General features: G+C 66.6%; 22 protein-coding genes and 1 pseudogene. 15 read left to right on the top strand and 8 right to left on the bottom strand.

Translation table 11 applies throughout. The features are described 5' to 3' along the window. Nucleotides 1–105 precede the first annotated feature (105 nt). The 3 genes from purL to ACYJSS_RS15950 all read left to right on the top strand — a co-directional run bounded on the left by purL (nucleotide 106) and on the right by ACYJSS_RS15950 (nucleotide 4,836). The gene (gene purL / locus ACYJSS_RS15960) at nucleotides 106–4,002 is read left to right on the top strand and encodes a phosphoribosylformylglycinamidine synthase (RefSeq protein ID WP_236205460.1); all 3,897 of its coding nucleotides are present in this window, start codon (nucleotides 106–108) and stop codon (nucleotides 4,000–4,002) included. Beyond that, entirely contained in the window at nucleotides 3,980–4,294 is a 315-nt protein-coding gene (locus tag ACYJSS_RS15955; RefSeq protein ID WP_111263557.1) for a CDGSH iron-sulfur domain-containing protein, read from the top strand. The genes purL and ACYJSS_RS15955 overlap by 23 nt, the downstream gene beginning before the upstream one ends. Before the next feature lie 224 nt (nucleotides 4,295–4,518). Next, the gene (locus ACYJSS_RS15950; protein ID WP_111263558.1) at nucleotides 4,519–4,836 is read left to right on the top strand and encodes a YqfO family protein; all 318 of its coding nucleotides are present in this window, start codon (nucleotides 4,519–4,521) and stop codon (nucleotides 4,834–4,836) included. A gap of 83 nt (nucleotides 4,837–4,919) precedes the next feature. Here ACYJSS_RS15950 and ACYJSS_RS15945 read toward each other — a convergent pair whose 3' ends face one another. Continuing rightward, nucleotides 4,920–5,423: a L,D-transpeptidase family protein gene (locus tag ACYJSS_RS15945; RefSeq protein WP_111263559.1), complete on the bottom strand. Its 504-nt coding sequence runs from the start codon at nucleotides 5,421–5,423 to the stop codon at nucleotides 4,920–4,922. A gap of 40 nt (nucleotides 5,424–5,463) precedes the next feature. Further along, nucleotides 5,464–6,018 carry an NUDIX hydrolase gene (locus ACYJSS_RS15940; RefSeq protein ID WP_173172942.1) on the bottom strand — a complete coding sequence of 185 codons (555 nt, stop codon included), beginning with the start codon at nucleotides 6,016–6,018 and terminating at the stop codon, nucleotides 5,464–5,466. A 156-nt stretch (nucleotides 6,019–6,174) separates the two neighbouring features. Here ACYJSS_RS15940 and ACYJSS_RS15935 point away from each other — a divergent pair, with 156 nt between their 5' ends. The 5 genes from ACYJSS_RS15935 to ACYJSS_RS15915 all read left to right on the top strand — a co-directional run bounded on the left by ACYJSS_RS15935 (nucleotide 6,175) and on the right by ACYJSS_RS15915 (nucleotide 9,541). Further along, nucleotides 6,175–6,777 carry a CoA pyrophosphatase gene (locus tag ACYJSS_RS15935; RefSeq protein ID WP_236205461.1) on the top strand — a complete coding sequence of 201 codons (603 nt, stop codon included), beginning with the start codon at nucleotides 6,175–6,177 and terminating at the stop codon, nucleotides 6,775–6,777. Nucleotides 6,778–6,799: 22 nt separating this feature from the next. Continuing rightward, nucleotides 6,800–7,324: a gamma carbonic anhydrase family protein gene (locus ACYJSS_RS15930; RefSeq protein ID WP_111263562.1), complete on the top strand. Its 525-nt coding sequence runs from the start codon at nucleotides 6,800–6,802 to the stop codon at nucleotides 7,322–7,324. After that, nucleotides 7,324–7,524, top strand: a complete 201-nt coding sequence (locus ACYJSS_RS15925) for a DUF1289 domain-containing protein (protein WP_178083005.1) — start codon at nucleotides 7,324–7,326, stop codon at nucleotides 7,522–7,524. The genes ACYJSS_RS15930 and ACYJSS_RS15925 overlap by 1 nt, the downstream gene beginning before the upstream one ends. A 62-nt stretch (nucleotides 7,525–7,586) precedes the next feature. Next, nucleotides 7,587–8,768 carry a formate-dependent phosphoribosylglycinamide formyltransferase gene (purT, locus tag ACYJSS_RS15920; protein ID WP_111263564.1) on the top strand — a complete coding sequence of 394 codons (1,182 nt, stop codon included), beginning with the start codon at nucleotides 7,587–7,589 and terminating at the stop codon, nucleotides 8,766–8,768. After that, entirely contained in the window at nucleotides 8,765–9,541 is a 777-nt protein-coding gene (locus tag ACYJSS_RS15915; RefSeq protein WP_236205462.1) for an SGNH/GDSL hydrolase family protein, read from the top strand. Before purT ends, ACYJSS_RS15915 begins: the two co-directional genes overlap by 4 nt. An 18-nt stretch (nucleotides 9,542–9,559) precedes the next feature. Here ACYJSS_RS15915 and ACYJSS_RS15910 read toward each other — a convergent pair whose 3' ends face one another. The 3 genes and pseudogenes from ACYJSS_RS15910 to ACYJSS_RS15900 all read right to left on the bottom strand — a co-directional run bounded on the left by ACYJSS_RS15910 (nucleotide 9,560) and on the right by ACYJSS_RS15900 (nucleotide 12,784). Next, nucleotides 9,560–10,873 carry an MFS transporter gene (locus tag ACYJSS_RS15910; protein ID WP_236205463.1) on the bottom strand — a complete coding sequence of 438 codons (1,314 nt, stop codon included), beginning with the start codon at nucleotides 10,871–10,873 and terminating at the stop codon, nucleotides 9,560–9,562. Nucleotides 10,874–11,160: 287 nt separating this feature from the next. Beyond that, a pseudogene (locus ACYJSS_RS15905) lies at nucleotides 11,161–11,823 on the bottom strand (transporter associated domain-containing protein); the annotation flags it as partial. 160 nt (nucleotides 11,824–11,983) lie between these two features. Then, nucleotides 11,984–12,784, bottom strand: a complete 801-nt coding sequence (locus ACYJSS_RS15900; protein WP_111263567.1) for a cytochrome C assembly family protein — start codon at nucleotides 12,782–12,784, stop codon at nucleotides 11,984–11,986. Nucleotides 12,785–12,941: 157 nt separating this feature from the next. On the opposite strand from ACYJSS_RS15900, the gene ffh reads away from it, so the two are divergent. The 5 genes from ffh (at nucleotide 12,942) to rplS (ending at nucleotide 16,475) form a co-directional block, all read left to right on the top strand. Continuing rightward, nucleotides 12,942–14,318 (top strand): signal recognition particle protein, encoded by a 1,377-nt coding sequence (gene ffh, locus ACYJSS_RS15895; protein WP_111263568.1) that lies wholly within the window; start codon nucleotides 12,942–12,944, stop codon nucleotides 14,316–14,318. A gap of 204 nt (nucleotides 14,319–14,522) precedes the next feature. Further along, entirely contained in the window at nucleotides 14,523–14,774 is a 252-nt protein-coding gene (gene rpsP / locus ACYJSS_RS15890) for a 30S ribosomal protein S16 (RefSeq protein ID WP_111263569.1), read from the top strand. 8 nt (nucleotides 14,775–14,782) lie between these two features. Then, nucleotides 14,783–15,319 carry a ribosome maturation factor RimM gene (gene rimM / locus ACYJSS_RS15885; RefSeq protein ID WP_111263570.1) on the top strand — a complete coding sequence of 179 codons (537 nt, stop codon included), beginning with the start codon at nucleotides 14,783–14,785 and terminating at the stop codon, nucleotides 15,317–15,319. A 10-nt stretch (nucleotides 15,320–15,329) separates the two neighbouring features. After that, the gene (gene trmD, locus ACYJSS_RS15880; RefSeq protein WP_043240177.1) at nucleotides 15,330–16,082 is read left to right on the top strand and encodes a tRNA (guanosine(37)-N1)-methyltransferase TrmD; all 753 of its coding nucleotides are present in this window, start codon (nucleotides 15,330–15,332) and stop codon (nucleotides 16,080–16,082) included. A 42-nt stretch (nucleotides 16,083–16,124) separates the two neighbouring features. Further along, complete coding sequence (gene rplS / locus ACYJSS_RS15875) at nucleotides 16,125–16,475, top strand: 50S ribosomal protein L19 (protein ID WP_111263571.1); 351 nt, start codon at nucleotides 16,125–16,127, stop codon at nucleotides 16,473–16,475. Between the two features lie 169 nt (nucleotides 16,476–16,644). Here the strand turns inward: rplS and ACYJSS_RS15870 are convergent, their stop codons facing one another. Further along, nucleotides 16,645–20,274, bottom strand: a complete 3,630-nt coding sequence (locus ACYJSS_RS15870) for a transporter substrate-binding domain-containing protein (protein WP_236205465.1) — start codon at nucleotides 20,272–20,274, stop codon at nucleotides 16,645–16,647. Nucleotides 20,275–20,733: 459 nt separating this feature from the next. Between ACYJSS_RS15870 and ACYJSS_RS15865 the strand changes: the two genes are divergently transcribed. Continuing rightward, a complete protein-coding gene (locus tag ACYJSS_RS15865) occupies nucleotides 20,734–21,156 on the top strand; it encodes an acyl-CoA thioesterase (protein ID WP_236205466.1) in 423 nt (140 codons plus the stop codon). A 51-nt stretch (nucleotides 21,157–21,207) separates the two neighbouring features. On the opposite strand, the gene ACYJSS_RS15860 is transcribed toward ACYJSS_RS15865, so the two are convergent. Together ACYJSS_RS15860 and ACYJSS_RS15855 are read right to left on the bottom strand one after the other, a co-directional pair. After that, the gene (locus tag ACYJSS_RS15860) at nucleotides 21,208–21,882 is read right to left on the bottom strand and encodes a hypothetical protein (protein ID WP_111263574.1); all 675 of its coding nucleotides are present in this window, start codon (nucleotides 21,880–21,882) and stop codon (nucleotides 21,208–21,210) included. A gap of 101 nt (nucleotides 21,883–21,983) precedes the next feature. After that, complete coding sequence (locus ACYJSS_RS15855; RefSeq protein ID WP_236205467.1) at nucleotides 21,984–23,816, bottom strand: cation:proton antiporter; 1,833 nt, start codon at nucleotides 23,814–23,816, stop codon at nucleotides 21,984–21,986. Nucleotides 23,817–23,892: 76 nt separating this feature from the next. Between ACYJSS_RS15855 and xerD the strand changes: the two genes are divergently transcribed. Then, complete coding sequence (xerD, locus tag ACYJSS_RS15850; RefSeq protein WP_111263576.1) at nucleotides 23,893–24,789, top strand: site-specific tyrosine recombinase XerD; 897 nt, start codon at nucleotides 23,893–23,895, stop codon at nucleotides 24,787–24,789. Nucleotides 24,790–24,809: the final 20 nt, after the last annotated feature.

Genomic DNA, 24,809 nt, shown 5'->3' with positions numbered 1-24,809 from the left:
CTCGGAAGGCCGCTTCGAGCGGTACGGCACGGGTGCCGGAATCAGGTGCTTTGCGCTAGAATGCACGGCCTCTAAGCACACCCCTTCCCAGAGGCTGTCCAGAAGATGTTGATCCTGCGCGGTGCCCCCGCCCTTTCCGCCTTTCGCCACGGCAAACTGCTCGAGCAACTGACCCAGAAGGTTCCCGCCGTCACCGGTCTCTACGCCGAGTTCGCCCACTTTGCCGAAGTCACCGGCGTTCTTACCGCCGACGAGGAAAAGGTCCTGGCGCGCCTGCTCAAGTACGGGCCCAGCGTCCCGGTGCAGGAGCCGTCCGGCCGCCTGTTCCTGGTCCTGCCGCGCTTGGGCACCATCTCGCCCTGGTCGAGCAAGGCAACCGACATCGCCCGCAACTGCGGCCTGGCCAAGATCGAGCGCATCGAGCGCGGCATCGCCTACTACGTCGCCGGCCAGTTCTCCGACACCGAGGCGCAACTGATCGCCAGCGCGCTGCACGACCGCATGACCCAGCTGGTGCTGGGCGCCCTGGAAGAGGCCTCCGGCCTGTTCAGCCACGCGCAGCCCAAGGCGCTGACCGTGGTCGACATCCTCGGCGGTGGCCGCGATGCCCTGGCCCGCGCCAACGTCGAGCTGGGCCTGGCCCTGGCCGATGACGAGATCGACTACCTGGTGAAGAGCTTCAACGAGATGGGGCGCAACCCCCATGACGTCGAGCTGATGATGTTCGCCCAGGCCAACTCCGAGCACTGCCGCCACAAGATCTTCAACGCCAGCTGGGACATCGACGGCCAGGCGCAGGAGAAGAGCCTGTTCGGCATGATCAAGAACACCTACGAGATGAACCGCGAAGGCGTGCTGTCCGCCTACAAGGACAACGCGTCGGTCATCGAGGGCTTCACCGCCGGGCGCTTCTTCCCCAACCCGGAGACCCGCCAGTACGGGGCGACCGAGGAGCCGGTGCACATCCTGATGAAGGTGGAGACCCACAACCACCCGACCGCCATCGCTCCCTTCCCCGGTGCTTCCACCGGCTCCGGCGGCGAGATCCGCGACGAAGGTGCCACCGGTCGTGGCGCCAAGCCCAAGGCGGGCCTGACCGGGTTCACCGTCTCCAACCTGCAGATCCCCGGTTTCGAGCAGCCCTGGGAGAAGCCCTACGGCAAGCCCGAGCGCATCGTCACCGCGCTGGACATCATGATCGAGGGCCCGCTGGGCGGCGCCGCGTTCAACAACGAGTTCGGACGTCCCGCGCTGAACGGCTACTTCCGTACCTTCGAGCAGGCCATCGACACCCCCCACGGTGAAGAAGTGCGCGGCTACCACAAGCCGATCATGCTCGCCGGCGGCATGGGCAACATCCGCGCCGAGCACGTGCAGAAAGGCGAGATCTCGGTCGGCGCCAAGCTGATCGTCCTCGGTGGCCCGGCCATGCTCATCGGCCTGGGCGGTGGCGCCGCTTCCTCCATGGCCACCGGTGCCAGCTCCGCCGACCTGGACTTCGCCTCCGTCCAGCGCGACAACCCGGAAATGGAGCGCCGTTGCCAGGAAGTGATCGACCGTTGCTGGCAGCTGGGTGCCGAGAACCCCATCAAGTTCATCCATGACGTGGGTGCCGGCGGCATCTCCAACGCCCTGCCGGAACTGATCAACGACGGTGGCCGTGGCGGCCGTTTCGAACTGCGCGCCGTGCCCAACGACGAGCCGGGCATGAGCCCGCTGGAAATCTGGTGCAACGAGTCCCAGGAACGCTACGTGATGTCGGTGGACGCCGCCGACTTCGAGCGCTTCAAGGCCATCTGCGAACGTGAGCGCTGCCCCTTCGCGGTGGTCGGCGAGGCCATCGAGGAGCCGCACCTGACCGTCGCCGACAGCCACTTCGGCAACAAGCCGGTGGACATGCCGCTCAACGTCCTGCTGGGCAAGCCGCCGCGCATGCACCGCAGCGTGACCCGCGAAGCCGAGCAGGGCGATGACTTCGATGCCGCCAGCGTCGACATCGCCGACGCGGTCAGCCGTGTGCTGCACCACCCGGCCGTGGCCAGCAAGAGCTTCCTGATCACCATCGGCGACCGCACCATCACCGGCCTCGTGGCTCGCGACCAGATGGTCGGCCCGTGGCAGGTGCCGGTGGCCGACTGCGCCGTCACCGCCACCAGCTTCGACGTCTACACCGGCGAGGCGATGGCCATGGGCGAGCGCACCCCGCTGGCCCTGCTGGACGCCCCGGCCTCGGGCCGCATGGCGGTGGGCGAGACCATCACCAACCTGGCGGCGGCACGCATCGAGAAGATTTCCGACATCCGCCTGTCCGCCAACTGGATGGCCGCCGCTGGCCACCCGGGCGAGGACGCGCGCCTGTATGACACGGTCAAGGCCGTGGGCATGGAGCTGTGCCCGGCGCTGGGCATCACCATCCCGGTGGGCAAGGACTCCATGTCGATGAAGACCCGCTGGCAGGACGAGGGCGTGGACAAGTCCGTGACCTCGCCGCTGTCCCTGGTGATCTCCGGCTTCGCCCCGGTGCAGGACGTACGCCGCACCCTCAACCCGCAACTGCGCCTGGACAAGGGCGAGACCGACCTGATCCTGGTCGACCTCGGCCGCGGCCAGAACCGCATGGGCGGCTCGATCCTCGCGCAGACCTACGCCAAGCTCGGCCAGGCCGTGCCGGACGTCGACGATGCCGAAGACCTCAAGGCCTTCTTTGCCGTGATCCAGGGCCTGAACCAGGACGGCCTGCTGCTGGCCTACCATGACCGTTCCGACGGCGGCCTGCTGACCACCGTGCTGGAAATGGCCTTCGCCGGTCATTGCGGCCTCGACCTGCAGCTCGATGCCCTGGCCGATTCCGCCGACGAGCTGGCGGCCGTGCTGTTCAACGAAGAGCTGGGTGCGGTCATCCAGGTCCAGCAGGGTGCCACCGCTGAAGTGCTGGCCCAGTTCAGCGCCGCCGGCCTGGGCGACTGCGTGGCCGTCATCGGCCAGCCGGTCAACGGTGCCGACGTCGCCATCGCCTTCAACGGCGAGCCGGTGTTCGCCGGCGAGCGCCGCATGCTGCAGCGCCAGTGGACCGAGACCAGCTACCAGATCCAGCGCCTGCGCGACAACGCCGCCTGCGCCTACCAGGAGTTCGATGTCCTGCTGGACGAGGACAACCCCGGCCTGTCGGTGAAGCTCAGCTTCGACGTCAACCAGGACATCGCCGCTCCCTATATAAAGAAGGGCGCGCGTCCCAAGGTCGCCGTGCTGCGTGAGCAGGGCGTCAACGGCCAGGTCGAGATGGCGGCCGCCTTCGACCGTGCCGGCTTCGCCGCCATCGATGTGCACATGAGCGACATCCTCGCCGGCCGCGTCAGCCTGGAAGAGTTCAAGGGCCTGGTGGCCTGCGGCGGCTTCTCCTACGGTGACGTGCTCGGCGCCGGTGAGGGCTGGGCCAAGTCGGTGCTGTTCAACGCCCGTGCCCGTGACGGCTTCCAGGCCTTCTTCGAGCGCAAGGACAGCTTCGCCCTCGGCGTGTGCAACGGCTGCCAGATGATGTCCAACCTGCACGAGCTGATCCCGGGCAGCGAGTTCTGGCCGCACTTCGTGCGCAACCGCTCCGAGCAGTTCGAGGCCCGCGTGGCCATGGTCCAGGTGCAGGAGTCGGCGTCGATCTTCCTGCGTGGCATGGCCGGCTCGCGCATGCCCATCGCCATCGCCCACGGCGAAGGCCATGCCGAGTTCGAGAGCGAGGAAGCCCTGCTGGAAGCCGACCTGTCCGGTTGCGTGGCCATGCGTTTCGTCGACAACCACGGCAAGGTCACCGAGAGCTATCCGGCCAACCCGAACGGCTCGCCCCGTGGCATCACCGGCCTCACCAGCCGCGATGGTCGCGTGACCATCATGATGCCGCACCCGGAGCGCGTGTTCCGTGCCGTGCAGAACTCCTGGCGCCCCGACGAGTGGCAGGAAGACGGCGGCTGGCTGCGCATGTTCCGCAATGCCCGCGTCTGGGTCGACTGACGACGCCGGCGAGCGCCCGCTTCCGGACACGGGGGAGGGCGCTTCGCTACCGGAGGTGCGCCGGGTCGAACCCGGCGCCACCCTCCTGCTTTGCCGCTGCGGGCGCTCGCCCCGGCTTCCCGATTGCCCTTCCGACTGCCGACAGGGCCTCTCGCTTCACATCGAACGTCAGCAACTGCTCATTCTTTGCCGCTGCGGCCTATCGCGACGCTTGCCGTATTGCGATGGCAGCCACGCGCCCGCCACGCCCTCGCTGAGGGACAAGTGGCGTCGGTTCTGGCAGGGCGGCTGAGCCTGCCGTGCGAGTGTCCCGGCAACCCAGTGCTCCAGGGAGGGCGCTCGGGCTGGCCCCGCTTATGGCCAACTGCTCTATGGCGGCGCTGAACACTTTGACCGGTAGCCAGTCGAATGCCGGTATCGTGACGCTGGTCGCGACAAAGTATTGGCGAAGTGCCATCTTCCAGTGGCATCATCTGGCCACTAGCGTCCAGCCTGTAATTGCCTGTGGAGTGATTGATGTACAAGCTGTGCTTCTACGTTCCGGAGTCCCATCTCGAGCCCGTCAAGAAAGCGGTCTTCGCGGCGGGTGGTGGCCGAATCGGTGCCTATGACAGTTGCTGCTGGCAGAGCCTGGGCCAGGGCCAGTTCCGCCCGCTCGCCGAAGCCGACCCCTTCATCGGCGAGGTGGGCCGGGTGGAGCATGTGTCCGAGTGGAAGGTGGAGATGGTCGTTGCCGACGAGCTGATCCACGATGCCGTGCGCGCCCTCAAGCAGGCTCATCCCTACGAGACGCCGGCCTATGAGGTCTGGCGCCTGTCCGACCTGGTGTTCTGAGTCGCCCATCTCCGCTTTCGCAGGAACCACTGAACGCAAAAAAGGCGCCCTGGGCGCCTTTTCCTGTTTGTCGCTCCGCTCCCTCAGGGGCGAATTTCGATCAGCGTGCCGTCCTTCACCAGGCTCCAGATCTCGCGCATGTCGGCGTTCTTCATGGCGATGCAGCCCTCGGTCCAGTCCAGGGTGTGGAAGTACCACTCGGGGTACTCCTCGTCCAGCGGGGTGCCATGGATCATGATCATGCCCCCGGCGGGCACGCCCTTCTGGCGCGCCTGCAGGGAGTCGCGGGCATTGGGGTAGGAGATGTGCATCGCCAGGTTGTACTTGTCGCTGGTCTTGCGCCAGTCGATCCAGTAGAAGCCCTCGGGCGTGCGCTGGTCGCCTTCGCGCAGTTTCGGCCCCTTGGGCTGCTTGCCCAGGGAGATGCGGTAGCTCTTGAGGATGTTGCCGCGGTTCATCAGCAACAGCTTGCGCTCGGATTTGACCACCAGCACCTTGTCGATGCCCTTGCCTTCGAGGCTGGGGGCGGCGCTGGCGTGGGACAGGGAGGTAAAGCAAAAGATGAAGGCAAGGAGCAACCAGCGCATTTCTACAGCATCCCCAGAGTGTTCGAATTCGGCAGTGCGTTCAGGCTTTCTTGTAGTAGGCCAGCAAGGGTGCCAACGGCTCGTTGCGGACCGGATAGACCTGCTCGATACGGTCGGCGAAGTAGCATTCTAAGGTACGCCCGACGGTCGGAAAAGCCAGCTCGGACCAAGGGATGTCACGTTCGTGGAACAGCTTCACTTCGAGGCTTTCCTCGCCAGCGGCGAAGTCCAGGTCGACCAGCTGGGCGAGGAAGAAGGTGTAGACCTGGCTGATGTGCGGCAGGTCGAACAGGGTATAGAGCTGCAGGTCGCGTACCCGTGCGCAGGCTTCCTCGGCGGTTTCGCGGGCGGCAGCCTGCTCCATGGTTTCGCCGTTCTCCATGAAGCCGGCGGGCAGGGTCCAGTAGCCCTTGCGCGGCTCGATGGCGCGGCGGCACAGCAGCACCTGCTCGCCCCAGACCGGCACGCAGCCGGCGACGATGCGCGGGTTCAGGTAATGAATGGTGTGGCATAGCTCGCAGACATGGCGCAGGCGGTTGTCGCCTTCGGGGATGCGCTGGATCACGGGGCCGCCGCACTGGCTGCAGAACTTCATCGGGAATCCTCGGGTCGAGGGCGCAATCTTGGCGCGGCCGGGGGCCCCACGGCAAGCGGGACGGGGGCTGCGAGGAGCCTCGAACCTCGGCTCGGGGGTTGGGCGGCCTGCGGGTTCGTGCCATGATGCCCGGCAGAATAAAAGCCGAGAATATCCATGTTGGATGACCTGCACCGCCGCGTGCGGAGCTATTGCCCGAAGACGCTGGTGACCGACCGCTCCTTCCCCGAGGCGGCGGTGCTGGTGCCCATCACCCGCAGCGCCGAACCCGAGCTGGTGCTCACCCTGCGCGCCAGCGGCCTGTCCACCCACGGTGGCGAGGTGGCCTTCCCGGGCGGCCGTCGCGACCCCGAGGACCGCGACCTGATCCACACCGCCCTGCGCGAGGCGGAGGAGGAGATCGGCCTGCCGCCCGGTCTGGTCGAGGTCATCGGCCCGCTCAGTACCCTGGTCTCACGCCATGGCATCCAGGTCACGCCCTATGTCGGCTTCGTGCCCGACTACGTGGAGTACAAGGCCAACGACGGCGAGATCGATTCGGTCTTCAGCGTGCCCCTGGAGTTCTTCCGCAGCGACCCGCGCGAGATGACCCACCGCATCGACTACCTCGGCCAGAGCTGGTATGTGCCGAGCTACCAGTTCGGCCGGTACAAGATCTGGGGCCTTACCGCGATCATGGTGGTGGAGCTGGTCAACCTGGTCTTCGATGCCGGCATCGAGATGCGCGAGCCGCCGGCCACCTTCGTCAAACTCAACTGAGCCCCGTTTCGAGGAGCGCCTGATGAAATACCGCTTGGGCAACGCCCGTGTCGAAACCCATCCCGACAGCTGGATCGCTCCCGACGCGACGGTGATCGGCAAGGTCCGCCTGGATGCCGGAGCCAGCGTCTGGTTCGGCGCCGTGCTGCGCGGCGACAACGAGCTGATCCACATCGGCGAGAACAGCAATGTGCAGGACGGCACCGTCATGCACACCGACATGGGGTTCGCGCTGAACATCGGCAAGGGCGTGACCATCGGCCACAACGCCATGCTCCACGGCTGCACCGTCGGCGATTACAGCCTCATCGGCATCAACGCCGTGGTTCTCAACGGCGCCAAGATCGGCAAGTACTGCATCATCGGCGCCAACGCGCTGATCCCCGAAGGCAAGGAAATCCCCGACGGCTCGCTGGTGATGGGCTCGCCCGGTAAAATAGTCCGCGAGCTGACCGAGCAGCAGAAGAAGATGCTCGAGGGCAGCGCCGCGCACTACGTGCACAACGCCCAGCGCTATGCACGGGAACTGGCCGAACAGGAAGACTGATGGAACGTGAACGCCCCGTCGCCTCGCCTTGCGTGCATGTCTGCGCGCTGGACGATGACGACATCTGCACCGGCTGCCAGCGCAGCGTCGACGAGATCACCCGCTGGGGCCGCATGGACAACACCGAGCGCCGCGAGGTGCTGGTGCGCTGCGTGGAGCGCGCGCGGGCCGCTGGCCAGTTCCTGATCCAGCCCCATTGAAGAAGTCGGCGGCCATGGGTCGCCGGCCGCGTGAATACCTTTCATCTTTCGAGGAAACACCGATGCCCCGTATTGGAACCCCGCTGTCGCCGAGCGCGACCCGTGTACTGCTTTGCGGCTCTGGCGAGCTGGGCAAGGAAGTGGTGATCGAGCTGCAGCGCCTGGGCGTCGAGGTGATCGCCGTCGACCGCTACGAGAACGCGCCGGCCATGCAGGTCGCCCATCGCAGCCACGTCATCAGCATGCTCGACGGCGAGGCCCTGCGCCGCGTCATCGAACTGGAGAAGCCGCACTACATCGTGCCGGAGATCGAGGCCATCGCCACTGCCACCCTGGTGGAGCTGGAGGCCGAAGGCTACACCGTGATCCCCACCGCGCGCGCCGCGCAGCTGACCATGAACCGCGAGGGCATCCGCCGCCTGGCGGCCGAGGAGCTGGGCCTGCCCACCTCGCCCTACCACTTCGCCGACACCTTCGAGGACTACCGCGCCGCCGTCGCCAGCGTCGGCTACCCCTGCGTGGTCAAGCCGATCATGAGCTCCTCCGGCAAGGGCCAGTCGGTACTGAAAAGCGACGACGACCTGCAATACGCCTGGGATTACGCCCAGGAAGGCGGCCGCGCCGGCAAGGGTCGGGTGATCGTCGAGGGCTTCATCGACTTCGAATACGAAATCACCCTGCTCACCGTGCGCCATGTCGGCGGCACCACCTTCTGCGCGCCCATCGGTCATCGCCAGGTGAAGGGCGACTACCACGAGTCCTGGCAGCCCCAGGCGATGAGCCCCAAGGCCCTGGCCGAGTCCGAGCGCGTGGCCAAGGCCGTGACCGAGGCACTCGGTGGTCGCGGCCTGTTCGGCGTGGAACTGTTCGTGAAAGGCGACCAGGTGTGGTTCAGCGAGGTGTCGCCGCGCCCCCATGACACCGGCCTGGTCACCCTGATTTCCCAGGAGCTCTCCGAGTTCGCCCTGCACGCCCGCGCCATCCTCGGCCTGCCGATCCCGGTGATCCGCCAGTCCGGCCCGTCCGCCTCGGCGGTGATTCTGGTGGAAGGCAAGTCCACCGAGATGAGCTTCGGCAATCTTTCGGCCGCCCTGGCCGAGCCTGACACCGCGCTGCGCCTGTTCGGCAAGCCGGCGGTGGATGGCCAGCGCCGCCTCGGCGTGGCCCTGGCCCGCGATGAGTCCACCGACCTGGCCCGCGCCAAGGCGACCCGCGCGGCCCAGGCCGTCGACGTCAAGCTGTGAGCCGAGGGGCCGCGCTGCTGTGGTGGGCATCGGCGCTGGCGCTGATGCCCCTGGTGCTGCCCCAGGCCCTGTATACCAGGCGCACCGCCCTGCGCCTGGCCCCTGCCGCCGGCCCTGATCAGGGGCTGGTGGGCGCGGAATTCGCGGGCGAACCCCTGCGCATCCTCCTGATCGGCGAATCCACCGTTGCCGGTGTCGGTGTCTCCTGCCTGCAACTGGCCTTGCCGGGGCAGCTGGCCGCGGCGCTTTCCCGGCAGTTGCGACGGCCCGTTGCCTGGCGCGCCTGTGGCGAGAACGGCATCACCGCGAGCGAGGCCTGTGAGCGCCTGTTGCCGCAGGTTCAGGACGAACCGGTGGACCTGGTGCTGCTGGTCTTCGGTGTCAACGACACCACCCATTTCAGTTCCACCGTTGCCTGGCGTGAATCCCTGCGGCGGCTGGCCGCCCCCTTCATGGCGCGGGGCGTCGAGGTGGTGTTCGCCGCCGTTCCCCCCTTGCAGCACTTCAGCGCCCTGCCCTGGCTGCTGCGCCGCCTGCTGGGCTGGCGTGCGCGCTTGCTCGACATGCAGGTGCGGGCATTGGCTGACGAGTTGGGGGCCGAGCACTGCGCGGCGAGCATCGCCATGCAGGCCGACTACCTGGCGCTGGACGGCTATCACCCGTCACAGCTGGGGTGTTCGGTCTGGGGCGGCTTGCTGGCGGAGTGGATCGTGCGGGCGGGGAGGGTGGCGCCGGCTGCCAGCCGCCTCGTCGAGGAGACGGCTGGAGCCTGACGCCCAAGGGGCGAGGCCTTAGCGCACCGCGCCCAGGTCGTCGTCGCGGGTTTCCTTGAGGCAGAGCACCGCCAGCAGGCTGAGCGCTGCCGCGACCGACACGTAGCCGCCGACCCAGGACAGCCCGCCCACGGCCACCAGCTTCTGGGCGAAGAAGGGTGCGACCGATGCCCCGACGATGCCGCCGAGGTTATAGGCCGCCGAGGCGCCGGTGTAGCGCACGTGGGTGGGGAACAGCTCTGGCAGCAGCGCGCCCATGGGGGCGAAGGTCACGCCCATGAGGAACAGTTCGATGCTGAGGAACAGGGTGACCGAGAGGGTCGAGCCCTGGGTCAGCAGCGGCTGCATGGCGAAGCCGGAGAGGATCGCCAGCGTACAGCCCACGATCAGCACCGGTTTGCGCCCGTAGCGGTCGCTGAGCCAGGCCGACAGCGGGGTCGCTGCCGCCATGAACAGCACGGCGAAGCACAGCATGCCGAGGAAGCTTTCACGGCTGTAGCCGAGGCTGCCCACGCCGTGGCTGAGGGAGAACACAGTGGAGATGTAGAACAGCGCGTAGCACACCACCATCGCCAGGGCGCCGAGTACGATCGGGCGCCAGTGGCTGCCGAAGGCTTCGATCACCGGCATCTTCACCCGCTCGTGCTGGGCCATGGCCTTGGCGAAGACCGGCGTTTCCGCAAGCTTCAGGCGCACATAGAGGCCGACCAGCACCAGCACCGCGCTGAGCAGGAAGGGGATGCGCCAGCCCCAGGCGCGGAACTGCTCGTCGCTCAGGCACAGGGCCAGGGTGAGGAACAGGCCGTTGGCGGCGAGGAAACCGATGGACGGGCCGAGCTGCGGAAACATGCCGAACCAGGCGCGCTTGCCGGGCGGGGCGTTCTCGGTGGCCAGCAGTGCCGCGCCACCCCACTCGCCGCCCAGCCCCAGGCCCTGGCCGAAGCGCAGCAGGCACAGCAGGATCGGTGCCCAGGCGCCGATGCTTTCATAGCCCGGCAGCACGCCGATCAGCGTGGTGGAGGCGCCCATCAGCAGCAGTGAGGCGACCAGGGTCGACTTGCGCCCGATGCGGTCGCCGAAGTGGCCGAACAGTGCCGAGCCCAGTGGCCGGGCGAGGAAGGCGATGCCGAAGGTGAGGAAGGCCGAGAGCATCTGCGCGGTGCCGGATGTCTGCGGGAAGAACACCGGGCCGATCACCAGGGCCGCAGCCGTGGCGTAGATGTAGAAGTCGTAGAACTCGATGGCGGTGCCGATGAAGCTGGCGGTGGCGACGCGGGCCGGCGAGTTGGCCGGTGGCGCGCCTGCGCTGTCGCTCAAGGTGGCGGTGGTCATCTGTGGTCCCCTGTCAGTCGTCGTGGCCGTCACGGCCCGACCTAGTCTCGTGGCTGTCGTGTTGTGCTGAGGGAAGGGGATGATACGGCGGGTCGCCGGATCAGGGGCCTTGCGGGCTGCGGACGGGCCTGTGGGGCCGTGGCAGGTGGTTCTCAGGCGGCCAGGCAGGCTGGCCAGTGGCGCGTGGGCGGGTAGCTGCGACGGCCGGATGGGCAGGGTGGGCCCGGCCGGATTATAGAAAGCGCTGGAAAACCACGGCAAGGGGCCTTGGCGGGGCTGCGGGAGGCTCAGGCGCGCCAGGCAAGCACGCGCTGTACGCGGTTCTCGCCGGACTGCAGGATCTCCAGGCGGTAGGGGCCTATCTTCAGGCACACGCTGGTGTCGGGGATCTGCTCCAGGGCCTCGGTGATCAGGCCGTTGAGGGTCTTGGGGCCTTCGCAGGGCAGGTGCCAGCCGAGCACGCGGTTGAGCTCGCGCAGGTGCAGGGAGCCATCCAGCTCGAAGCGGCCGTCCTCCTGGGGCTGGATCGCCGGGTTGGGTGCGAGGTCATCGAGGCTGCCGAATTCGCCGATCAGCTCCTGGAAGATGTCCTCCAGGCTGACCAGGCCGATCACGTCGCCGTATTCGTCGACCACGATGCCGACGCGGCGTTGTTCCTTCTGGAAGTTCACCAGCTGGGTGAGCAGCGGGGTGCTTTCCGGCACGAAATAGGTCTCGCGGCAAGCTGCCAGCAGGTCTTCGGCGCTGACCCCGTCCTGGGGCAACAGGCGGGCGACCTGGCGGATATGCAGGATGCCCTCGATCTGGTTGATGTCCTCGCGGTACACCGGCAGGCGTGTGTGGGTGGCGGTGCGCAACTGTTCGAGGATGCGCTCCGGCGGCTGGCTGATGTCGATACCCTGGATCTCGCTGCGCGGGACCATGATCGCGGCGATGGTGACGCGTTGCAGGGCTTCGGTCAGCGTGGCGGGCAGGCGTGGCGTCGCTTCGGGTTCGACCTGCACCGGCTGGCGGCGCCGACGCGACAGGCTCCAGGCCAGCACCGAGCCGGCGAGGCAGGCGAGCAGAAGCCCGAACAGCAGGCCGGCGAAGAATCCGTCGATGGGCATCTCAGATGTGCAGGATGAATTCGCGGACCAGCTTGCTGCCGAAGTAGGCGAGCATCAGCAGGCAGAAGCCCGCCAGGGTCCAGCGGATGGCCTTGTGTCCGCGCCAGCCCAGCTGGTGGCGGCCCCACAGCAGCACGGCGAATACCACCCAGGCGATGCACGACAGGATGGTCTTGTGGGCCAGGTGCTGGGCGAACAGGTTCTCGACGAACAGCCAGCCGGAGACCAGCGACAGCGACAGCAGGGCCCAGCCGGCCCAGAGGAAGCCGAACAGCAGGCTCTCCATGGTCTGCAGCGCCGGGAAGTTGCGGATCAGCCCGGAGGGGTGCTTGTGCTTGAGCTGGTGGTCCTGGAGCAGCAGCAGCAGCGACTGGAACACGGCGATGGTGAGCATGCCGTAGGCCAGGATCGACAAGAGGATGTGCGCCAGGATGCCCGGTTCCTCGTCGATCGCCTGCACCGTCCCGGAGGGGGCGAAGGCGGCCAGGAGCACCGTCAGCAGCCCCAGTGGCAGGAGCAGCAGGAGCAGGTTCTCCACCGGAATCCGCGAGATCGCCAGCAACGTGAGGAGGATCACGGCGGCGGCGATCAGGCTGGCGGCGTTGAAGAAGTCGAGGGTCAGGCCCACCGGGGTGATCAGCTGGATATAAAGGCTGAACGCATGGGCGACGAGTGCCAGGGCACCGAGCGACACGAGCAGGCGTTTGTCCGGCGCGGTGCGCTGGCGAAGGCGCAGGCCCTGGTAGGTGGTGGCGCCCGCGTAAAGGAAGGCAGCCAGGAGGCTGGGCAGCAGAGGGTGCATAAGTCCTTGTAAGGCAAGCCCGAAAGGCGCTGAGTGTGGCACAGATGGGGGCGCTCACGAAAGACCGCAGGCGGTGTCGGCGCCGCCCGCACTTCGCTATAATCCGCCGCTTGCCGCAAGCTCACCCTCGGTTCGGACGAACCCGAAAGGAACGTGCATGTTCGAAAATCTTACAGACCGCCTCTCACAGACGCTGCGCCATGTCACCGGCAAGGCCAAGCTGACCGAGGACAACATCAAGGACACCCTGCGCGAAGTCCGCATGGCCCTGCTCGAGGCCGACGTCGCCCTGCCGGTGGTCAAGGACTTCGTCAACAAGGTCAAGGAGCGCGCCGTCGGCACCGAGGTGTCGAAGAGCCTGACGCCGGGCCAGGCTTTCGTGAAGATCGTCCAGGCCGAGCTGATCGAGCTGATGGGCGCGGCCAACGAGGACCTGTCCCTGGCCGCCGCGCCGCCTGCCGTCGTGCTCATGGCCGGCCTGCAGGGCGCGGGCAAGACCACCACCGTCGGCAAGCTGGCGCGCTTCCTCAAGGAGCGCAAGAAGAAATCCGTGCTGGTGGTCTCGGCCGACGTCTACCGTCCCGCGGCGATCAAGCAGCTGGAAACCCTGGCCGCCGATATCGGCGTCACCTTCTTCCCCTCCGACATCAGCCAGAAGCCGGTGGACATCGCCGAGGCGGCGATCCGCGAGGCGAAGCTGAAGTTCATCGACGTGGTGCTGGTGGACACCGCCGGTCGCCTGCACATCGACGGCGAGATGATGGCCGAGATCCAGGCACTGCATGCCGCGATCAAGCCCGTCGAGACGCTGTTCGTGGTCGACGCCATGACCGGCCAGGATGCCGCCAACACCGCCAAGGCCTTCGGCGAGGCACTGCCGCTGACCGGCGTCGTGCTGACCAAGGTCGACGGTGACGCCCGTGGCGGTGCCGCGCTGTCGGTGCGCGCCATCACCGGCAAGCCGATCAAGTTCCTCGGCATGGGCGAGAAGAGCGAAGCGCTCGATCCCTTCCATCCGGACCGCATCGCCTCGCGCATCCTCGGCATGGGTGACGTGCTCAGCCTGATCGAGCAGGCCGAGCAGAACATGGATCGCGACAAGGCCGAGAAGCTCGCGAAGAAGATCAAGAAGGGCAAGGGCTTCGACCTCGAGGACTTCCGCGACCAGCTGCAGCAGATGAAGAACATGGGCGGCCTGGGCGGCCTCATGGACAAGCTGCCGATGCTCGGTGGCGTCAACCTGGCGCAGATGGGCAACGCCCAGGGCGCAGCGGAGAAGCAGTTCAAGCAGATGGAGGCCATCATCAACTCGATGACCCCCGCCGAGCGCCGCGACCCGGAAGTCATCAGTGGCTCGCGCAAGCGCCGCATCGCGCTCGGCTCCGGCACCCAGGTGCAGGATGTCGGCCGCCTGATCAAGCAGCACAAGCAGATGCAGAAGATGATGAAGAAGGTCACCGCCAAGGGCGGCATGGCCAAGATGATGCGCGGCATGGGTGGCATGTTCCCCGGCGGCGGCATGCCGAAGATGTGATGGAGAGGAGCTTCGGGCGATGGCCGGCGGGTGGCTCTTGAGCGCCTGATGGCCTGAAACCCGTGGCTTGCAGCGGCCACCGACAGGTGGCTCGCAAAAGAGATTTGCAATCGGCCGGATAATCCTTAGAATATGCGGCCTTTCGGGCCCATGGCCCATGTGTGTGCACAGCTTGAAAAGCACCGACTATAGGAACGAAGTTCAATGGTAACCATCCGTCTTGCTCGTGGCGGCTCCAAGAAGCGCCCCTTCTACCACCTGACCGTGACCAACAGCCGCAATGCGCGCGACGGTCGCTTCGTAGAGCGTATCGGCTTCTTCAACCCGATCGCCACGGGTGCTGAAGTGAAGCTCTCCGTGAACCAGGAGCGCGCCACCTACTGGCTGAGCCAGGGCGCCCAGCCGTCTGAGCGCGTTGCTCAGCTGCTGAAGGAAGCTGCCAAGGCTGCTGCCTAAGCAACTTTATGAGCACGACGCCGGCACAGGCCGAGGATCTTATCGTTCTCGGCAAGATTTTCTCGGTGCATGGCGTACGTGGCGAGGTGAAGGTGTATTCCTTTACCGACCCGCTGGATAACGTGCTCGATTACCGTCGTTGGACGCTCAGGCGTGACAACGAGGTAAAGCAGGTCGAATTGGCCAGTGGACGCTTGCATGGCAAGGTCCTGGTGGCAAAGCTGAAGGGTCTCGATGATCGCGAAGTCGCTCGTACTTACGCGGGCTTCGACATTTGCGTGCCCCGCAGCGAGCTGCCGGAACTCAGCGATGACGAGTACTACTGGCATCAGTTGGAAGGTCTCAAGGTCATCGACCAGCAAGGGCAACTGCTCGGCAAGGTCGATCATCTGCTGGAGACCGGCGCCAACGACGTGATGGTGGTCAAGCCCTGCACCGGCAGCCTCGATGACCGTGAGCGCCTGTTGCCCTATACGGAGCAATGCGTGCTGGCGATCGACCTGGAAACAGGCGAGATGCGGGTGGACTGGGACGCTGACTTCTGAGCTGCATGACATGAAAAGCATGCAGGTCGAGGTCATCAGCATCTTTCCGGAGATGTTCGCCGCCATCAGCGAATACGGCATCACCAGCCGAGCGGTAAAGCAGGGTCTGCTCAAGCTGACCTGCTGGAACCCGCGGACCTTCACCGAGGACCGCCACCAGACGGTGGACGACCGGCCCTTCGGCGGTGGCCCGGGGATGGTGATGAAGATACAGCCCCTCGAGCGGGCCCTGGCAGCTGCCAAGGCATCGGCTGGGGAGCAGGCGAAGGTGATCTACCTTTCGCCGCAGGGTCGCCAGCTCAAGCAGGAGGCCGTGCGCGAACTGGTCCAGTCGGAATCCATGATTCTGATTGCCGGTCGCTACGAAGGTATCGACGAGCGCTTCATCGAAGAGCACGTCGACGAGGAATGGTCGATCGGCGACTACGTATTGTCCGGCGGTGAGCTGCCGGCAATGGTGCTGATCGACGCGGTGACGCGGTTGTTGCCCGGCGCGCTGGGCCATGCGGATTCCGCAGAGGAAGACTCCTTCACGGACGGTCTCCTCGATTGCCCGCACTACACCCGACCTGAGGTGTATGCGGACAAACGTGTTCCCGATGTGTTGCTTAGCGGCAACCACGAACACATCCGGCGTTGGCGTTTGCAGCAGTCCCTTGGTCGGACCTGGGAACGTCGAGCCGATCTTCTGGATAGCCGCTCGCTTTCTGGAGAAGAGAAGAAGCTGTTGGCGGAATACATCCGTCAGCGGGACGATAGTTAACGTATCGATGGCAGGCCGGCGGCTTGTCTTAGGAGCGCAGCGATGACCAACAAGATCATTCAGCAACTCGAAGCTGAACAAATGAACAAAGAGATCCCGGCTTTCGCCCCCGGCGACACCGTGATCGTGCAAGTGAAAGTGAAGGAAGGCGACCGTCAGCGTCTGCAGGCCTTCGAAGGTGTTGTCATCGCCAAGCGCAACCGCGGCCTGAACAGTGCTTTCACCGTGCGCAAGATCTCCAACGGCGTAGGCGTAGAGCGTACTTTCCAGACCTACTCCCCGCTGGTCGACAGCCTGAGCGTCAAGCGCCGCGGTGACGTGCGCAAGGCCAAGCTGTACTACCTCCGCGACCTGTCCGGCAAGGCAGCTCGCATCAAGGAGAAGCTGGTCTAAGTACCGCTTCCCTCAGAAGCCCGCCCCGGGAAACCGCGGCGGGTTTTTTATTGGGCGCGGGAAAGTCGGCTCGCCCGTCGAGCCCTCTGGTGTGGCCAGGGCGGATGGCACGCCACTCGCGCCCGCGCCCAGTCACGCACGCGACGTGCCCAGGGTTGTGGTTCGGGGCTCAAGCGTTGTCCATGATTTCCGCCAGGCAGCATTCCAGGCGTTCCAGTTCGAATTGCAGCTCGGTGAACTGCGCTGCCAGCGCGTCATCGCTCGCATGGTTTTCGCACAAGGCTTCCAGCGCCTCGCAATGGCTAATAAGGGGGCGTGCCTGGACGATCTTCGCGGCGCCCTTGATCTTGTGCGCCACCTCCGCGATCGCCGGCCTGTCGCCTTGATCGATGAAGTCCCGCATCAACGCCAGGTCGCTCTGGTTGCTGCGCAGCAGCGTGTCCAGCAGGCGCGTGCGCAGGGCCGGGTCGCGGCCGGCCAGGTACTCGAATTCCCGCAGGTCGCAGGAAATGGGCATGGGTTCGGGGCCCTTGGCCTGCGGCGCTATGCCGGCCAGCAGGGCGGCCAGCTCCGCCAGGCTGATGGGCTTGAACAGGCAGGCATCCATGCCTGCCTGGCGGCATCGCTCGTGTTCCTCGTTCTGTGCGTTGGCGGTGTAGCCGATGAAGCGGCAGGGTGGCAGTGCGTCGCGTCGCTCCTGCTGGCGCACCGCACGGGCCAGGTCGTAGCCGTTCATGACCGGCATGTTGCAATCGCTGATCACCAGGTCGAAGCGCTGTCGTTGCCAGAGCTCCAGCCCGCCGGCGCCGTTCTGGGCATCGCAGACCCGGTGGCCGAGGAAGAGCAGTTGCTGCTTGAGCAACTCGCGGTTGGCCGGGTGATCGTCCACCACCAGGATGTCGAGGCGCCGTTCGGGCGCGGTGATCGGTGCAACCGATGGCGTTTCGGTGCGGGGCAGGGGGTCGAGCACTTGCAGGGTCAGTCGCACCGTCACGCAGGTGCCCCTGCCGGGTTGGCTGGACATGTCGATGCTGCCACCCATCATTTCGCAGAGGGTCCGGCTGATGACCAGCCCCAGACCGGTTCCACCCAGGGTATTGGTGCCCTGGTGGCGCCCCTGGCTGAAGGGCTGGAACAGCTGGGCCAGGTCTTCCGGCTCGATGCCCGGGCCGCTGTCTTCCACCTGCACGATCAGCTCCAGGCGTTTGTCCTGGCAGGGCTGCCCGGATATCCGCAGGCTCACCCGGCCGCGCTCGGTGAACTTGATGGCATTGCTGACCAGGTTGGAGAGCACCTGCTTGAAGCGCACCGGGTCCAGCAGCACCTCGACGCCGGCCCTCGGGTCGAACTCCAGCTCCAGGGAGAGGCTCTTCTGCCGAGCCAGGCCGTCGAATACGCGCACCACGCTCTCCACCTGTTCGCGCAGGTTGCAGCGAACCGGGCTGAGGGTCAGGCGACCGGACTCGATGCGGGCGATGTCGAGGATGTTGCCGATCAGCTCCAGCAGGCCATTGGCCGAGTCATGGGCGATCTCGATGGCCGGGCGGTCCAGCTGCCCCTGGTCGGCGCGCTGAAGGGTCAGTTCGAGCATGCCGATCACTGCGTTCATCGGCGTGCGGATCTCATGGCTCATGGTTGCCAGGAACGTGCTCTTGGCGCGGCTGGCCTCATCGGCTCGTTCCTTCGCCTCCTGCAGGTCGGCCACCAGGCGCAGGCGCTCGGTGATGTCGATCCAGCCGGCGACAACGCCGCGGATGATGCCGCGGGAGTCGCGGAAGGGTTCGATCCAGTGAAAGATGCTGAAAGGCCCGTCCGGATGATTCAGCCGGCGGTCGGCTTGCAGGCTTTCTCCGCTCTCCATCACGCGGCGGTAGTCCTCCAGCAGATTCGGGGTGCAACCGTCGTCGTCGAAGATGCCCTCCAGCGGCAGCGCCCCGATCGCCTGTTCGCGGTCGATGGAGAGCGCTGCCAGGTAGTTGTCGTTGCACAGCAGCAGGCGGTTGTCGCGATCGCGCACATAGATGGGGTGCGGGGTGCCGTTGATCAGCGTCTCCATCAGCTGCAGCTGATCATTCAGCGCATGCTCGGCGGCCGCCCTCAGCTGCATCTGACGGCGCAGGTAGATGTTCCAGACCAGCGACACACTGAGCAGCAGCCCGACCACGCCCCCCACCTGATAGATGAGCCGCTCGTAGTCGCGCCAGGTCGGCCTGGCCACCTCCACCGTGGAGCGCCAGCGTTGGTTGACCAGTACCCCCAGTTCGTCCGGCGGGATGTTGATCAGGGTCTTGTCCAGTACCGACAGCAGTTCCAGGTCGCCGCGCCTGAGTGCGAAGGCTGTGGCTTCGAGCAACTGCGGCACCACGTCGGATATCCACAGCTGCTCGTCGAAGAAGCGCTGCACCAGGTGCTCGGCCACGGTGCCGGGGATGATGCTGGCATCGACGTTGCCATCGGCCGTGAGCGTCAGCGCCTCATGCATCGAGTCCAGCTCCACGGGTACGGCGCGGGGGTAGTTTTGGTGCAGCCATTGGTGCAGTCGCGGGTCGCGGGGCGTTGCGATGCGCTTGCCGTCCAGTGATTCCAGTTCCGCCGAATCGGCGTTGTCGCGGCGGCTAACGATGACCAGCCCTGCGTTCATGTACGGACGGGTGAAGGCCAGCCCCTGCACGTTCTCGATCGCCGGGTTCAGCGCGCCAATCAGGTCGGCCTCGCCGGACTTCAGCTTCTCGATCATCTCCTTCTGGCTGCTGGTGCGGATGATCTCGAAGCGCAGCCCGGTGCGCATGCGCACCTGGTCCAGCACGTCGGCGGTGATGCCGTGGTAGTTGCCATCGCTGTCGAAGAAGCTCACGGGCGACAGGTTGCCGTAGGTGGCGATGCGCAGCACCGGATGCTGCAGCAGCCAGCGCTGCTCCTGCTGGGTGAACACCAGGCTGGCGTCCGACAGCAGCGGGCCGTTGCCGCCGCTCCAGCGCTTGAGCAGCTCGCTCTGGCGTTCCGGTGGAATGCTGGCCAGTGCGGCATTCACCACCTTGCGCAGTTCCGGCTGGTCATTGCGCATGGCGAAGCCGAACCCGCCGCTGGGCATCTTGCTGTAGCCGGCGAGCCGCAGGGGCCCGGCCTGGCTCTGGTTGAGCAGGTAGTTGGCCACCACCAGGTCGCCCAGGTAGAGGTCGGCGCGGCCCAGGGCCACCGCGCGCAGGGCGGAGCGGGGATCGACCGCGGTGCTGACCCGCGCCAGCGGATAGTGAGTGCGAATCCGCTCCACCGGCTGGTAGTCGGCAGACATCACCAGGTGCATGCCTGCCAGCCCCGGTGATAGCGGCCGGCGCTCGTCGTCACGGCTGACCAGCACCGGCTGGTCGGGCGCGTAGGTGTCGCTGAGCAGCAACTGGCGGTTGTTCGTCTCGAACGAGTTGGAGGCACTGAGCAGGTCGACATGGCCCTCTTCCAGGGCCCGTAACGCCTCTTCCCGGCTGGGGTAGCGCAATACCTTGATGCCGATGCCGAGCTTGTCGGCGATGACTCCGGCGACATCGGCGGTGAGGCCCTCGAAATCACGCCCGCTGGTGGTGATGTCGAAGGGCGGCAGATCGTTGCCGATGCCCAGGCGCAGCTCGCGCTTGTCCCGCAACCAGCGCCAGTCTTCGAGATCCAGTTCCGCCTGGGTGTCAGTGGGCAAGGGTCGGCCGAGCAAGGGGAGCTGTTCCTCGGCCGGGAGGTTCGCTGTCAGCCCGGCGAGGAGCACGCCGACAAGGACGCCTGGCAGCGTGCGGGCGAGTCGCGTTCTGTGCATGGGGCTTCCTTCATGGGCGGGGTTGCGGGAACCGCCGGATCGAACTGCGGTGGCAGCGGAAAATAGCCCATTCCGCTCACGCCGGAGCCACCGCAAATGCTGCTTGGGAAATGTCCCCAGGTGGTTGCGCATGGTTCCTACAAGAGATGCTCTGAAGGCCGATGGGCAGGGCTCTGGGGTCACCGGCATCCAGAGGCGTTGCCTTGCCGGGAAAAGAGAGGTGCGCGAGGCGCGAAAGGCGCTTTCGCCCTGGCGTGGAGTGCGAGAGGTGAGGCTGCGGGGTGGGGCGGGCTGTGGAATAATCGCGCCGCCGCGGGGGCACGCCCCACGGCGTTTCCCGCGAAATGGCCGTCAACCGCGGCCATCGGGAGCCGATCTGCCCGTCCGAACGCGCACAACAACGACAACAGACACCGCACGGGTGGCAGCCACATTGGGTTTCATTCAGGTAGTAGTGGCATGACCCCGAGAGAGCAAGAAATCACCCGGCGCACAGCCTTGTCCGAAAGCCGCGTGACCAAGGCGGTGTTCCCGCCGACCACCAACCACCACAACACCCTGTTCGGCGGCACGGCGCTGGCGTGGATGGACGAGGTGTCCTTCATCTGCGCGACGCGCTTCTGCCGCCTGCCGCTGGTGACGGTTTCCACTGATCGCATCGATTTCAAGCACCCCATTCCCGCCGGCTCCATCGTCGAACTGGTCGGGCGCGTGGTGAAGGTGGGCAACACCAGCCTCAAGGTGGAGGTCGAGGTGTTCGTCGAGAGCATGTACGAGAACGGCCGCGAGAAAGCCATCACCGGCGTGTTCAGCTTCGTCGCCATCGACGACCAGAAGCGCCCGGTACCGGTATTGCCGGACGTGGCGTCAGCCGCCGCCTGACCCCGGTGCAGGCCCGGCCCGTGCTTGCGAGCCGGGTCGCGGGCCCGGCCATCAGTGCCGCAGGGCGATCTTCAGCGAGGCCTGGGAGAGGTCGATGTTGCTCAGGGTCAGGCTGCCGAAGCTCTGGCCCTGCGGCGCGCCGGCGACCCGCACATTGTCGAAGCGCAGCTCGCCGATGGAGCTGGGCAGGCGCACGTTGATCGAGCCGTCGGGGTTGACGGTCGAGCGCATGTGGCGGGTGTCGTAGACCACGTCCTTCATAGAGGTTTCGGCTTCCAGGCTGTCGAGCACCGGCATCACCAGGCGGCTCAAGGCCTTCACCGTGGCGATGCCATCCCCGCCTTCGGCCTGCACGAACAGGCCCTGCAGCACCTCGTCCAGGCCCTGGGCGCTGACGTCGCTCATCTCGGCGTCGCTCAGCGGGCGCAGGCCCTTGGGCGTGTGCTGCTGGCTGATGGCGCTGGGCGTCTGCTGGATGTCGGCGCTGGCCATCTGGAAGGGGCTCATCAGCGCCGCCACAAGGGTCGCGGCCAGGCGCAGATTGCTCTGTTTCTTCAAGGCCCGGTCGAGTTGCCGGCGGCTCAGCAGGCCCTGTTCGATCAGCACCTCGCCAAGACGCTTGTCGCTGGTCAGCTGGAGTTTGATGGCAGCGTCCAGCTGCTGGCTGGTGATCAGTCCCTTGTTGACCAGGATCTGGCCAAGGCGTGATTTCTGCTGATTCGACATGGGGGTGACCGGTGGAGTGGTGGCAAGGTGAAATCATCCTCCCGTAGGAAGAGGCTGTCACCAAACAAAGGATAGGCTTACATGACCGCCTGTCCATGTGCCTAGGACGTAGCCTCCTCGCCGTGCCTCGCAGGCGTCTGGGCGTCTTCCTCGACCAGCGCCACCAGGCTCCAGCCGGCCTCCGGTTTCAGGGGCGCCTCCGTGCTGGCCAGGTGCACCCAGCCGCGCGGGTCACGGGCCAACAGCAGCACCGCCTGGTCACCGTTCAGGGCCCGGTAGGCGTCCCAGTCGAAGTTCGTGGTCAGGGTGGTCGTGCGGATCTCCGCGCCCCGGCTGAGCTTGCTGGCGAACTGCGGGTAGCTCAGGGCCGGCGAGCCCAGCGCCCGCCCGCGCACCTGTTTGCTGGCCCGGTGCTTGTCGGTGCGTCGGCTCTCCGCGCCACTGGGCAAGGTGAAGCGGCGCAGGGCGGGGAAGTCGTGACGGAAGTGCATGCAGGCCAGGGCGTTCATCTCGCTGGAAGGGGAGAGCGCCAGCAGGTGGCCAAGCCCGACCAGGTCGAGGTGTGCCTCGGCGTGCTGCGAGGTGGGGTTGCCGAAATAGGTGGGCAGGTTGTCCATGCGCGCGGCGCGGATGTTTTCCCAGCTGGAATCGGTGAGCAGCACGCGGCTGCCCAGTTGCTGCAGCGCCTTGCCGATCGCCCGCGCCACCGGGTTGGCACCGATGATGAGGAAGCCCGCCGGGGCCGGGTCCGCGACCTTCAGCAGGCGCGCCAGCGGGCGGGCCGTGGCGCTCTGCAGCACCACGGTGCCGATGATCACCAGGAAGGTCAGCGGCACCAGCAGGTGCGCCTGGTCATTGCCATGCTGCTGCAGGCGCAGGGCGAAGATCGCCGACACCGCTGCGGCGACGATGCCCCGTGGTGCGATCCAGGCCAGCAACGCACGCTCGCGCCAGCCCAGGGGCGAGCCGAGGGTGCAGAGCGCCACGTTCAGTGGCCGCGCGATGAACTGGATCACCGCCAGCAGCACCAGCGTCGCCGGCCCCAGGGCGATCAGCGCCGCCAGGTCGAGGCGCGCGGCGAGGAGGATGAACAGCCCGGAGATCAGCAGCACGCTGAGGTTCTCCTTGAAGTGCAGGATCGGCTTGATATCCACCCCGCGCATGTTGGCCAGGCCCATGCCCATCACCGTCACCGCCAGCAGGCCGGATTCGTGCACCAGCAGGTTGGCGCCGATGAACACGCCCAGCACCGCGGCCAGGGCCGCCAGGTTCTGCAGGTACTCGGGCAGCCAGTGGCGCCGCAGCACCGTACCGAAGGCCCAGCCACCGAATGCACCGAGCAGGCTGCCGCAGGCGATCACGCTGGCGAAGGTCGCCAGGCTCTGGCTCCAGCCGCCCTGGTCGCGGCTGACGATGAAGCTGAACACCACCACCGCCAGCAGTGCACCGATGGGGTCGATGACGATGCCTTCCCAGCGCAGGATGTTGGCGATGGAGCTGCGCGGGCGCACCACGCGGAGCATCGGCACGATCACCGTCGGCCCGGTGACCAGCGTCAGCGAGCCGAACAGCAGCGCCAGGTCCCAGGCGAAGCCCAGCAGCAGGTGCGTTGCCAGCGCGATCACCGCCCAGGTCACCAGCGCACCCAGGGTGACCATGCGGCGTACCACGGTGCCGATTTCCTTCCACTCGGAGTGGTGCAGCGTCAGGCTGCCCTCGAAGAGGATCAGCGCCACCGCCAGGGAGGTGAGGGGGAACAGCAGCGGGCCGAACAGTGCCTGCGGGTCCAGCACCCCCAGCACCGGCCCGGCGAGAATGCCCGAGAGCAGCAGGAAGAGGATGGCCGGCAGGCGCAGGCGCCACGCCAGCCACTGGCTGCCGAGGGCGGCCAGGCCCATGCCGCCGAGGGCGAGGAGAATCGCGGTTTCGTCCATCAGGACTCCTTGTCGCTGGTGAAGGGCGGGACGCTTGTGGAAGACTAGACGCCGTTCATCCCGTCAGCGTTCCGCCATGCCTGCCCTCGACCACCCCCTGATCGACCGTTTTCTCGATGCCCTGTGGCTGGAAAAAGGCCTCTCGCCCCACACCCGATCCGCCTACCGAAGCGACCTGGCGCACTTCAACGCCTGGGCGGTGGAGCGCGGAGCGAGCCTGCAGCACGCCGGTCGCGACCTGATCCTCGACCACCTGGCCTGGCGCCTCGAACAGGGCTACAAGGCGCGCTCCACTGCGCGCTTCCTCTCCGGTGCGCGTGGCTTCTACCGTTTTCTCCTGGCCGAGGGCCTGATCGCCGAGGACCCGACCCTGCAGGTGGACCTGCCGCTGCTCGGGCGGCCGCTGCCCAAGTCGCTGTCCGAGGCCGATGTCGAAGCGCTGCTGGAGGCCCCGGAGCTGGACGACCCCATCGGCCTGCGCGACCGCGCCATGCTCGAAGTCCTCTACGCGTGCGGGCTGCGGGTCAGCGAACTGGTGGGGCTGACCCTGGAACAGGTCAACCTGCGCCAGGGCGTGGTCAGGGTCTTCGGCAAGGGCAGCAAGGAACGCCTGGTGCCGCTGGGCGAGGAAGCCATCGCCTGGATCGAGCGCTACGTCCGCGAGTCGCGGCCCTTCCTGCTCGACGGCAAGCCCAGCGACGTGCTCTTCCCCAGCCAGCGCGGCGAGCAGATGACCCGGCAGACCTTCTGGTACCGCATCAAGCACCAGGCCAAGGTCGCCGGCATCGCCAAGTCGCTGTCGCCCCACACCCTGCGCCACGCCTTCGCCACCCACCTGCTCAATCACGGCGCCGACCTGCGCGTGGTGCAGATGCTGCTGGGGCACACCGACCTGTCCACCACGCAGATCTACACCCACATCGCCCAGGCGCGGCTCAAGGACCTGCACGCCCGGCACCATCCTCGAGGCTGAGCCGCGCATGCCGCTCGATT

The organism is Pseudomonas sp. No.21, from assembly GCF_054558415.1.
The sequence above is the reverse complement of the archived record's forward strand: the minus strand, read 5'-3'. Positions and strand labels throughout refer to the sequence as shown.